The following is an 11,970-nucleotide window of genomic DNA, read 5'->3' as shown; positions in this document are numbered from 1 at the left end:
TACGTCGTGTCAGGTCATCATATACTTATTCTTTTTCTCACTAAAGGACAAGGCTTTCCTAAAATAAAAAGAAATACCATCATGACATTATTGGAAGCCTTTTCCTTTTATTCCTCATTTGGCAGCTTTCCAGTCTTCTTATACCGATTTAAATCCTTCTGTATGGATTCAACAATATCTTGATCAATACTTGGACTGAATTTCCCTAAATATATGGTACCCTCTCTAATTCCACAGATTTGAGTACCGGAGTGAAGTTCCCCTTCATCAAATTCAGTGGCAATTTGTTCATAAAGTTTAGGAATATCTTGAACCGTGCTTGTTAGCACTGTGTACTTTCCTAAATTCGCTTGATCAGAAATATAACCAACTACGTGTAGACCTTTTTCTTTAATGCTTTCTACTATTTCTACATTAAAGCCATCTCCTACTGGATAAACAATATCCACATTCTTACTGATTTGATCATTTAATATGTTCATTGCCTTTTCTCGATTATCCCAATCATTCACAAATTCTTTTATGACTTTTGCATTTTTGTTGACATATTTGACTCCATCTTTAAATCCATTAACTTCTTCTTGCCATTCATAGGCACCAATTACACCAATAGTATTTGTTTTTGTCATCTGTCCAGCTACCATTCCACCAAAGAAGCCCATTGGATAATTTTCAAACTTAATATTGGTTGTATTATCTTTTGTCGCAGGCTCTCTCCCATTTATACTGACAAAATGAATGGAAGGATACTTAGAGGAAAGGATATTAAAATATTGGACAAAATCACCACCATGTCCAAAAATCAAATTGACACCTTTCGCTTTAAATTCCTTTACTGCCCTTTCTGTTATGGTATAAGAATCAATTGACTCTTTATAAAAAACATCCACACCAAGTTTAGTATGAATATTTAACAGTCCCTTATATCCTTTTGTACCCCAAACTTGATCACTTACTGTACCACTGACTAGAAGCCCTACTTTTTCAACCTTTCCTTTTTTAGCAATCGATCCATTAAAAAAAAGGAAAAGCAAAAGAACACACATAATTAGAGGAAGGATAATGATAATCTTTCCTCTAATTATTTTATTTCGAATGTTCATTAATGCTTTTTTCATTATTATTACTCCTATAACACTATTAAATTCTATATAATAAATGGTGCTTTTTCTGTTTATCTAAGTTCTCTGAAATACTGCGTTTATTTATTACTATTATCTCTTCTAATCCTTTTAAATTTTCTATATCCTTATGAACGCTTTTAGGTACATTCCATTTTAAATGTTCTAAGCATCTTTGCCAATGGTTTATTACATTACTTTTTAATAGAATATCCTTATTTTGTCCTTTATTTGTCTGTTTTACTACTTCCGATACAGCATCTTCGATATAAATCGCATCTGTAGGATATTCTCGTAAACCTATGCGAACAGCATCCTTTTCATTTCCTTCTACTAGCTGCTGAAACAAAAAATCGCTTGGCTGCCATGGCCCATATAATGTGGGCATATGTATCATCTGAATCATATAGCCTCCAAGGTCATCTCTAATGGAAGAAAGTAATTCTCTTTCTTTTTCTATTGCCATAATATTTACTAAGAAAACAAGTTTTTTATTAAAAAGCAATTCTTTATCACTACAGTCAAAAATGTGCCTTTTCATTGTTCTATACAAGGATTGTAGGCTTTCTATTGTATATAGGTCAAAAAAAAGATGGTCAATGCTTGCATCTTGGAGTATAGATCCAAGTTGATCCCAGCTTATTTCACTAAAATTTGCATTTCTGCCTATTTCCATTCTTTTATCTTCTATATCAGCTATATTTATATGCGGGAAAGATACACCTATTATCTCCTCTCCCTCTTCTAATAGTGCTCCACATATATGAAAACCGAGGAATTGATATGCACCGAATACTACTGCCTTCTTCATTAAAAAGCCTCCCATAAATAATTACTTAATGTATTCATATGCATGTAAAAAGGTAAATATTTCGAAGTACTTTAGGAACCATACAGTCAAAAATCATACACAGGATTACTTAGTTTCATGAAAGAAAAGCGAAAGATGTTGTTCGTTTAACATATGCTCAATTGAACAACATCTTTTCTTCTAAAGTTTTTTTTCATACTTTCTAAAAAAAGAAGCAATTTGTTTCGGCATTGCACTTCGTTTTTCTGGTAGAACATAGGAGACAAAAATCGGCAAACTTTTTTCTTCCCAAATAGCAGAAGCTTTTTTTAATGCATGGGATTGATAATAGGACCTACCATTGTGGAGGATTTGAATGATTTTTGTCGGTGTATCAGTCTCCTCTAGCTGGTACTCCTTTTTATCCTTTAATAACTCCATTAATTCATGCCTATTTGTATTAAAAGCAATACTGATTTCATTGGTTAACTTCTTAATAAAAAACTTATGCTCTTTTTCCCTTTCTAAATGCTCCTTTAAAGATAGAATAGGGTTTAACAGAACAACAGATCGAATATTATCCTTCATTTCCATCATTAAGCGAATAGCTGTTAAGGCACCCATACCTTCTGCAATAATATGAATTCTTTGATTCAGTATCTCTGTACGAATAATATGTTCATATAGTCTTTTAGCCATCTGCAAAGCTTTTTCGCTACCCCAATTTTTTCCATATAAATTGGAATAAAAAATGGTATAGCCATTATCCAGCAATGATTCAATTAAGGTTCTCTTTCCCTCATTTTGGTTCCAAAAACTATTTGTATCTGTAACAAAATTCCTTTCGTCTCCAATAATTAAGATACCGAAACCATTAGGTCGATGAGGATAATGTATCATGTTCCATTCGGTATCTAACTGGAAGTTCCGGTTCTCCATCTTAAAAACTCCTTTTTAGCATTTTCCTTTTAATAATGTATGTCTCTTTTATTAAAATGTAAGGGAGTTTGCCTATATTCCAAGAAGAAATGCGGAGTTACACGACCAAATGACATTGATTTTTCTCATCTCTCCTCCCTTAAAAATAATCATTGCATATATGGGAAGACAATTTATATGATGAAAAAGTGAAGAATTTAAGAAAGCTATATCATTCACATTTATTATTTATCTACTATGTGGTAAGATGAGTATGATTAGCAAGCTATAAAGAGGTGATTTCGGTTGCGTTACATAATGACAATTTTTTGGACATTTTTACTTGCTCAAATGTTAGTTTATGTTGTTGGTTCAATGAATGGGGTTCCTTTTGACTTTTCAATGGGAATGATTCTAACAGCTGTCTTTTCCGTAGTAGTTTTCATTCTATCAGCCCTTATTCCAAATGAACCTACTCATGAAGAAGGTTCCCATTAAGAATATGTCACTGTAGTAAATGGTGTTTAAATAATATATTCAATTAGGGGGGAATTCCCTAGTTCGTATATTTATTTAAACACCTTTTTAGTATGGTAACAATAAAGGTAATGTTCTAGCGTCAAAGCAGAAAACTTATGGTTTTTATACTGTAAAAAAGCAGCCTAAAATATCGTTTTCTTTCTATATTTTAGGCTACTTAGACGAAGGTAAAATCTTTATTCCTTACGTTTTAACACAATATGTTCGTTTTCTTCATCAATCTGTACATGATCATTTTCTTTTATTTTTCCGCCAATGATGTCTTTCGCTAATAATGTTTCAATCGTCTTTTGCAAAAATCTTCTAAGCGGTCTTGCTCCAAATTTAGGGTCAAAGCCATTTTTCGCCACAAATTCTTTCGCTTTGTCTGTCATTTCAATGGTTATATGCTGATCAGTAAGCCGTCCTTGTAATTGATCAACAAGCTTTGAAACAATGTCCTTAATATTCGCTAATGTTAATGGCTTAAATAAGATAACCTCATCTATTCTGTTTAAAAACTCTGGTCTAAAATGACCATTTAATTGTGCCATTACTCCATCTCTAATTTCTTTGGGAATCTCATTTGCATCTCCAGTTTCTAATAATAAATGGGAACCAATATTAGATGTCATAATAATTACGGTATTTTTAAAATCGACCGTCCTACCCCTTGAATCTGTTATTCTTCCATCATCAAGAACTTGAAGCAAAATATTGAATACCTCTGGATGAGCTTTTTCCACCTCGTCTAAAAGAACAACAGAGTAAGGCTTTCTTCTAATTGCTTCTGTTAACTGACCGCCCTCTTCATACCCTATATATCCAGGAGGAGCTCCAATTAAACGAGATACGGCATGTTTCTCCATATACTCAGACATATCAATACGAATCATTTGTTCCTCACTATCAAATAGGGTTGCTGCTAATGTTTTAGCTAGTTCTGTTTTCCCAACCCCGGTAGGTCCTAAAAATAAGAAGGAACCAATTGGTCTATTCGGATCCTTTATTCCAGCTCTTGCTCTTAATACAGCATCACTAACTAGCTCAACTGCCTCTGATTGCCCAACCACTCTTTCTTGCAGAATTGCTTCTAAACGTAAAAGCTTTTCTCGTTCTTTCTCTACTAATTTGGAGACAGGAATACCAGTCCATCTGGCAACAATATTAGCGATTTCTTCTTCGGTAACTTCTTCTCGAAGAAGACGATTTTCCTGCTCTTGTTTCGCTTGACCTTCCATTTCTTTAATTTCTTTCTCTAATTTTGGAATACTTCCATGTCTTAACTCAGCCGCTTTATTTAAATCATAGTTATTTTCTGCATCCTCTAACTCTCTCTTTTTCCGTTCGAGCTGTTCTTTTTTCTCCTGAATGGATTGCAAAGCATCTTTTTCATGTTGCCATTTAGCCTTTAATGCATTCGAACTTTCTCTTAAATTCGCTAGTTCTTTCGCAATAATAGCCAATCTCTCTTTACTTTGGATATCTTCTTCCCCATGTAATGCGGCTTCTTCAATTTCGAGCTGCATAATTTTTCTTGTCAGCTCATCAATTTCAATCGGCATGGAGTCTATCTCGGTACGAATCATCGCACATGCTTCATCAATTAAATCAATTGCTTTGTCTGGCAAGAAACGTTCTGTTATATACCGATCAGATAAAGTAGCCGCTGCAATGATAGATCGATCTTGAATATTAACACCATGATGGATTTCAAATCTTTCTTTTAGCCCTCTTAAAATAGCAATTGTATCTTCTACTGTTGGCTCCGATACAAGAACCTGCTGAAAACGACGCTCCAGTGCAGGATCTTTTTCAATATACTGGCGATGTTCATCTAATGTTGTAGCACCAATACAATGAAGTTCCCCTCTTGCCAGCATCGGTTTAAGCATATTCCCTGCATCCATTGCTCCATCTGTTTTGCCTGCCCCAACTATCGTATGCAATTCATCAATAAATAAAACGATACGTCCATCGCTATTTTTCACTTCCTGTAAAACAGCCTTTAGACGCTCCTCAAATTCCCCTCTAAATTTTGCTCCTGCCACTAATGCTCCCATATCTAAAGAAAATATCGTTTTATCCTTTAATCCTTCAGGTACATCTTTTCGGACAATTCGTTGTGCCAGCCCTTCCACAATAGCTGTTTTACCCACACCTGGTTCACCAATTAAGACGGGATTATTTTTAGTTTTTCTTGATAAAATTCGAATGACATTCCGGATTTCATTATCTCGCCCAATTACTGGGTCAAGCTTCCCCAGCTTTACTTCATCCACGAGATCTCTGCCATATTTACTAAGTACTTCATATGTTGCTTCTGGATTCTTGCTAGTCACTTTCTGTGTCCCCCTTATCTCTTTTATTGCTTTTTTCATTTCTTCAAATGGAATACCCTCTTTTTTGAATATCGTTCCTACCGTTGATTTTTCTATTTTATATGTGGCGAGAATTAGATGCTCTACGGACAAATACTCATCTTCCCATGCAAGCATCTCTTCTTCTGCTTTCGTTAAAAGCTGTTGCAAACCAGCTGTTATATAGACTGTTCCCTGTTCGGAACCACTTAAGGATACTTGTGGCTTTTTCTGTAATTCTTTTGTTAATTTATCCAAAATCCTATTCGGTTCTATTTGTAGTTTTTGTAGTATAGAAGTCAATAAATTATCTTGCTGATGAAGAATAGCCAAAAACAAATGGATATCATCTATTTCTTGATGACTTTCCTTTATTGCAAGGGATTGTGCTTCTGTTATTGCTAACTGGACTCTTTCTGTCATCTGTTCTACATTCATTTTACAAGACTCCTTTTGACCTTTTTTGACCTTTGATTTTATTATAGTATATTTTATCCATATGTAAAGGGATCTCTCTTATACAAAGAGTAATGTTCAACATAATGATATCTCAATGGAGATATTTATCATGAAGCTGACTCTTTAAGAGAAATCCCTTTTATTAAAACTGTTTTACTGTTTTGTGATATAAATCAACCTAATCTCAACAAGAGAAATCCCATATTAAGGTTTTCTTTGGTATGTCCACAATCGATTATGGTTAGATGTTTCTGGAAAGCGATCTCCTGCTTTCATTTTTAACTTTTGAGGATTATTTATGTTGCTTCCTGTTTCACCGATCTCTATATATAAGCCATTGTTTGGTGCCTTTTGCCCTGGACGAAACTGTCTATTTTGACCCAAAATAAACTCCTCCTTTAGCTATCCTTTACCAATTCAGAAGTTAAGTAAACATGAACATAAATACGTTTTACTTAACTGGTTATTATTATTACCCTTTTTGGCATGAACATTACGGAAAATAAAAACTGGTAACCGTAAATACTTTTTCATTATTGGAGCATGCTATACATGGATAAGTAAGCAACATAAAAAAGCTGCTAACGAACACTACATTTGTTAACAGCTTTTAAATAATTTACTTTTCTTTTTACCATTTATTTTAATATTTCAACTAAAAGTGCTTTTTGAGCGTGCAATCTATTTCCTGCCTGTTGAAAGACATATGAATGATTCCCGTCAATAATTTCTGTTGTTACTTCTTCTTCTCGATGGGCTGGTAAACAGTGTAAGAAGATATAATCCGCTTTTGCATGCTTCACTAAGTCTGCATTAATTTGAAAGCCTTTGAAATCCTTTAAACGCTGTTCGTTTTCCGCTTCCTGTCCCATGCTGGTCCATACATCCGAGTATATAGCATCTGCTTGGTGGACAGCTTCCACTGGATCATTTGTAAGGACAATCTCACTGCCGCTTGCTTCAGCAAAAGAATAAGCTAATTCTGCCACTTTTGTATCTACTTCATAATTTTTCGGTGTAGCAACGGAAATATCAATCCCTACCTTTGAGCATGCTACTAGCAAGGAATGGGCAACATTATTTCCATCACCAATATAGGCAAGCTTTAAACCTTTTAAAGTCCCTTTCACTTCTAATATCGTAAGCAGGTCTGCTAATGCCTGGCAAGGATGATACAAATCCGTTAACCCATTAATCACTGGGATTGTTGCATGCTCTGCTAATTCTTCCACAATTGAGTGAGAAAATGTACGAATCATAATTCCATCCACATATTGTGATAGAACTTTTGCGGTATCAGAAATAGTTTCTCCTCTTCCGATTTGGAGGTCACGACTATTTAGATAAAGGGCATGGCCTCCTAACTGATGCATGCCTGCTTCAAAGGATACTCTTGTTCTTGTAGATGATTTCTCAAAAATCATTCCCAATGTTTTCCCTTGAAGAGGAGCAAATAATTCTCCATTCAAGTGCGCTTCCTTTATTGTCTTTGCCTTATCGAGTAATTCAAGAATCGTTTCTTTAGAATAATCAGCTAATGTTAATAAATCTTTTCCCTTTAAATTTAAATCGGATGCGATCATCATACCGTACTCACTCCTTTTTTTATCTCTTCATGCCATTCCTGAATGGAATGAACAGTTAATTCGTTCTCTTTGAAAGAGGTAATAAATGCCTCTAAGCTTTCCTTTTGTGTAAAAGTAATTATCCGATTTATTGTAGCTAATTCACGAGATAATTTATCTTCTTTTAAATTTGTTGGATTGTAAAAAGCAACTGTTCTCTTATCCTTTAATAACGATTCAACCGTATTATTATCAGCCATTTTTACAGAAAGCTGTACCTGTTCAGCCACTTTATAAATCGCCTCTAAGTCTTCTGTCGTTTTTACAACTACTTTCATTTCATGTTTCGGCATTTTCTTTAAGGTAGGATGAAAGACTTTTTTCAAAGCCTTTTCAACAGTGGAAGCAAGTGCAATCCCCTCGCCTGTTGAACGCATTTCTGGTCCTACTTTAGAATCTAAGCCCTTTAAAGCATAATTGGAATAAACAGGGTACTTGACACAAGTAAATTTAATATCATCGGTAAATGTCTTTTCTTCTTCAGTGAAAGCATATTTCCCAAGCAATATTTTTGTCGCAATTTGTACTAGTGGCACCCCAGTTACTTTACTTACAATCGGAACGGTGCGACTGGCACGAGGATTAACTTCAAGCACATAAACTTCTTCGTTATTAATAATATATTGGATATTCATTAACCCTTTATATCCTGTATGTCTTACAATTTTTTTAGCATAAGTAATCATTTTTTCTTTTATGTTTAACGATAAATTTCTAGCAGGTAATAATGATAGACTATCGCCTGAATGTACTCCTGTTTTCTCAATATGCTCCATAATAGTTGGAACACAAATATCGACTCCATCAGTGGCCAAATCCAATTCTGCTTCAGATGCCTCCATAAATTGATCAACAAGCACTGGATATGGTATATCTGTTTGCAAATATAATTGTAATGCATCTTCATCATTAATACGTTCCATTCCTTTGCCGCCAATAACGTAAGATGGACGGATTAGAACTGGAAAACCTATTTTCTGCACTGATTGTATAATCTTCGCTTCACTTTCCGCTATATCTCCTTGAATATGCGGTATATCTTCTTCTTCTAAAAGCTTATAAAATAAATCCCGATCTTCTAACACATCAATGGTACTGCTGTTTGATCCCAGAATACGAACACCGTATGCTTCTAGCTCTTTTGCAACATTAAGTGCTGTTTGACCACCTAATTGTACAATGACATCCTTGATCCCCTCTGATTCGATAACATTCATAATATCCTCTACTACTAATGGTTCAAAATACAGGCGGTCTGCAGTAGCAAAATCAGTACTGACGGTCTCAGGATTGTTATTAATAATAATCGTTTCAATTCCTTCTTCTTTTAAAGCAAATACTCCATGAACAGAGCAATAATCAAATTCTATTCCTTGCCCAATTCTTATTGGTCCACTACCAATAACAAGCACTTTTCGTTTATCACTTTTATTTTGTTCATTATCTCCATAGTAGCTGGAATAATAATAATTTGTCTTTGCTTCAAACTCAGCCGCACATGTATCCACCATTTTATAAATAGGGAGCACAGCAAATTGTTTACGTTTTGCTCGAATCTCTTTTTCAGAGCAATTCCAAGCACTGGCTAAAAAGGCATCACTAAACCCTTTTTCTTTCCACTTCCATAACTCCTTTTTTGTTACTGTTTGGAGCGAAGAATGGATTATTTCTTTTTCCATATCTATTAATCCTTTAAAATTATGCAGGAAAAACAAGTCGATTTTTGTTATATCATGGATTTTAGTAACTGACTCTGACTTTCTAATAAGTTCGAGAATGACAAAAAATCTTTCATCTGTTTGTTCGAGCATTTTTGCATATAACGCTTCAACAGACATCTCGTTTAATCCAGGTAACGTTAAATCGTTCCCTTTTATTTCAAGGGAGCGAATTGCTTTTAATAAAGCCCGCTCCATATTCCGATCTATTCCCATTACTTCTCCTGTTGCCTTCATTTGTGTTCCTAGTTTTCTTGATACAGCAGGAAATTTATCAAATGGCCATTTAGGAATCTTAACAACTACATAATCTAATGCTGGTTCAAAACTTGCAAATGTATCGCCGGTAACCGGATTTATCAGTTCATTTAGCGTGTAACCAACTGCCAATTTTGCAGCCATTCTTGCAATCGGATAGCCAGTAGCTTTAGAAGCTAAGGCAGATGATCTGCTTACTCTTGGATTTACTTCAATTAAATAATATTTCTTGCTGTTCGGGTCTAATGCAAATTGGATATTGCATCCGCCAATTATTCCTAATGCAGAAATGATTTTAATAGAAGCAGAACGAAGCATTTGATATTCTACATCTGTCAATGTTTGAGATGGAGCAATAACAATGCTGTCACCAGTGTGGATTCCAACTGGATCGATGTTTTCCATATTGCAAATGGTAATACATGTATTCATGCTATCTCGCATTACCTCATATTCTACTTCCTTAAAGCCAGCAATACTTCTTTCCACTAAGCATTGACCAATTGCGCTTTCTTTCAAGCCACCAGTTACAAGATTAGTGAAATCTTCCATATTTTCAGCAATGCCGCCACCTGTTCCGCCTAGCGTATAGGCAGGGCGTACAATGATAGGGAAACCTATTTCATTGGCAAAGTCTACAGCTTCTTCTACTTTATGAACAATTTTGCTTTCTGGTACTGGCTCATTTAAGTGATACATTAATTCTCTAAACGCTTCTCTATCTTCTCCTTTTTTAATCGATTCGATAGAGCTTCCCAGTAATTTCACTTGATACTTTTCTAAAATGCCTTGTTCACTAAGTTGAAATGCAAGATTTAATCCTGTTTGGCCCCCTAAAGTTGCAAGGATTCCATCAGGCTTTTCTTTTTGAATAATCATTTCTAATACATCTACTGTCAATGGTTCGAAATATATCGAATCTGCAAATGTTTCATCTGTCATGATTGTAGCTGGATTATTATTAACAAGTATGACTTTATATCCTTCTTCCTTTAAAGCCATGCATGCTTGTGTACCAGCATAATCAAATTCTGCTGCCTGACCAATTACAATTGGTCCTGATCCTATTACAAGTATAGTATTTATCGTCGTGTCTTTAGGCATATGCAAAAACTCTCCCATTATTTGCTTTAACGTCTTCTATAAATTCATCAAATACATAACAACCTTCAGAAGGTCCTGGATTCGCCTCTGGATGAAACTGAACAGTTTGCAATGGATACATGCTATGAGACAGTCCCTCTACCGATCCATCGTGAAGATTATAAAATCTTGCTTCACAGCCAGTAGCAGTTAAACTTTCTTCTTTCACTACATAGCTATGATTTTGTGAGGACATAATCACCCTCTTTTTCTTTCGATCCATTACAGGATGATTGGCTCCTCTATGTCCAAATGATAGTTTAGTTGTTTCTGCCCCAAGTGCTAATGCTGCAAGCTGATGCCCTAAGCATATACCAAGTGTTGGATAATGCGTAATCAACGCTTTAATGGTTGGCAAAATCCCCTCTAATTCCTTCGGGTCCCCTGGTCCATTGGAAAGAAGAATTCCATCAGGTTGTAATGATTTAATACTTGTAAATTCTGTATTATATGGTACTACCGTCACTTTACATTCACGTTCTAATAATGCCGTTAACATGCTTTCTTTTTTTCCGAAATCAACGAGGACAATATGATATTCTCCCTGTCCATATGTTTTAAAATTCTTATCTGAAACTTTTGCTACTTTTCCATCTTCCTTTAAAGAAAAGGTATTACTAGTAATCTCTTTTTCTGCAGTCATAACTGCAGGCATGGAACCCGATTGTCTTATATTTTTGACAATCGATCGAGTATCCACATGTGTAAGCATCGGTATATCCCATTTGTTCAAATAATCCTGTAGTGAATATTCAGCCTGATAATGATAAGCCTCGCTATTTGATTCATAAACAATAACACCCGCTACATGTGGCTGTTTGCTCTCAAAATCTTCCTTATTGATTCCATAATTTCCGATTAGCGGATACGTAAATACGATTATTTGATCCTTATACGAAGGGTCTGTTAATACTTCCTGATACCCAGTCATTCCAGTAAAAAATACGATTTCTCCCTTTACCTCTTTGACTTTTGCCTCTATTGCAAAATCGCCTTTATATTTCACACCATTGCTTAAGTGAAGATAACCTTCCATTGTGTTTACACCTCGATAATGAA

The 11,970-nt window shown here is 35.0% G+C and carries 9 protein-coding genes; 1 reads left to right on the top strand and 8 read right to left on the bottom strand.

All coding sequences use genetic code 11. The annotated features are described in order from the left end of the window. Positions 1-107 precede the first annotated feature (107 nt). The 3 genes from ACWNMZ_RS22830 to ACWNMZ_RS22820 form a co-directional block, all read right to left on the bottom strand. Complete coding sequence (locus tag ACWNMZ_RS22830) at positions 108-1,118, bottom strand: BMP family ABC transporter substrate-binding protein (protein ID WP_235251673.1); 1,011 nt, start codon at positions 1,116-1,118, stop codon at positions 108-110. A 22-nt stretch (positions 1,119-1,140) separates the two neighbouring features. Further along, on the bottom strand, positions 1,141-1,932 hold the full coding sequence (locus tag ACWNMZ_RS22825; RefSeq protein ID WP_031538204.1) for a Rossmann-fold NAD(P)-binding domain-containing protein: 792 nt from the start codon (positions 1,930-1,932) through the stop codon (positions 1,141-1,143). A 180-nt stretch (positions 1,933-2,112) separates the two neighbouring features. Then, positions 2,113-2,850: a hydrolase gene (locus ACWNMZ_RS22820; RefSeq protein ID WP_349204106.1), complete on the bottom strand. Its 738-nt coding sequence runs from the start codon at positions 2,848-2,850 to the stop codon at positions 2,113-2,115. A gap of 285 nt (positions 2,851-3,135) precedes the next feature. Between ACWNMZ_RS22820 and ACWNMZ_RS22815 the strand changes: the two genes are divergently transcribed. Further along, the gene (locus ACWNMZ_RS22815) at positions 3,136-3,327 is read left to right on the top strand and encodes a YjzD family protein (RefSeq protein WP_031538202.1); all 192 of its coding nucleotides are present in this window, start codon (positions 3,136-3,138) and stop codon (positions 3,325-3,327) included. 218 nt (positions 3,328-3,545) lie between these two features. On the opposite strand, the gene clpB is transcribed toward ACWNMZ_RS22815, so the two are convergent. The 5 genes from clpB to ACWNMZ_RS22790 form a co-directional block, all read right to left on the bottom strand. Then, positions 3,546-6,146, bottom strand: a complete 2,601-nt coding sequence (clpB, locus tag ACWNMZ_RS22810) for an ATP-dependent chaperone ClpB (protein WP_031538201.1) — start codon at positions 6,144-6,146, stop codon at positions 3,546-3,548. A 225-nt stretch (positions 6,147-6,371) separates the two neighbouring features. Continuing rightward, a complete protein-coding gene (locus tag ACWNMZ_RS22805) occupies positions 6,372-6,551 on the bottom strand; it encodes a YjzC family protein (RefSeq protein ID WP_251628601.1) in 180 nt (59 codons plus the stop codon). 254 nt (positions 6,552-6,805) lie between these two features. Continuing rightward, positions 6,806-7,753 (bottom strand): ornithine carbamoyltransferase, encoded by a 948-nt coding sequence (gene argF, locus ACWNMZ_RS22800; RefSeq protein ID WP_435406648.1) that lies wholly within the window; start codon positions 7,751-7,753, stop codon positions 6,806-6,808. Further along, positions 7,750-10,872, bottom strand: a complete 3,123-nt coding sequence (locus ACWNMZ_RS22795; RefSeq protein WP_349204107.1) for a carbamoyl phosphate synthase large subunit — start codon at positions 10,870-10,872, stop codon at positions 7,750-7,752. The genes argF and ACWNMZ_RS22795 overlap by 4 nt, the downstream gene beginning before the upstream one ends. Further along, positions 10,865-11,947: a carbamoyl phosphate synthase small subunit gene (locus ACWNMZ_RS22790; RefSeq protein ID WP_031538197.1), complete on the bottom strand. Its 1,083-nt coding sequence runs from the start codon at positions 11,945-11,947 to the stop codon at positions 10,865-10,867. The genes ACWNMZ_RS22795 and ACWNMZ_RS22790 overlap by 8 nt, the downstream gene beginning before the upstream one ends. Positions 11,948-11,970 lie beyond the last annotated feature (23 nt).

Source organism: Niallia sp. Marseille-Q9988, assembly GCF_976954375.1.
Note: the sequence above shows the minus strand (reverse complement) of the source record. Positions and strands in the feature narration are given on the sequence as shown.

Coding starts and splice junctions, on each gene's coding strand:
- ACWNMZ_RS22830 (WP_235251673.1), bottom strand. CDS start 1,118: ATGAAAAAAGCATTAATGAACATTCGAAATAAAATAATTAGAGGAAAG.
- ACWNMZ_RS22825 (WP_031538204.1), bottom strand. CDS start 1,932: ATGAAGAAGGCAGTAGTATTCGGTGCATATCAATTCCTCGGTTTTCAT.
- ACWNMZ_RS22820 (WP_349204106.1), bottom strand. CDS start 2,850: ATGGAGAACCGGAACTTCCAGTTAGATACCGAATGGAACATGATACAT.
- clpB (WP_031538201.1), bottom strand. CDS start 6,146: ATGAATGTAGAACAGATGACAGAAAGAGTCCAGTTAGCAATAACAGAA.
- argF (WP_435406648.1), bottom strand. CDS start 7,753: ATGATGATCGCATCCGATTTAAATTTAAAGGGAAAAGATTTATTAACA.
- ACWNMZ_RS22795 (WP_349204107.1), bottom strand. CDS start 10,872: ATGCCTAAAGACACGACGATAAATACTATACTTGTAATAGGATCAGGA.
- ACWNMZ_RS22790 (WP_031538197.1), bottom strand. CDS start 11,947: ATGGAAGGTTATCTTCACTTAAGCAATGGTGTGAAATATAAAGGCGAT.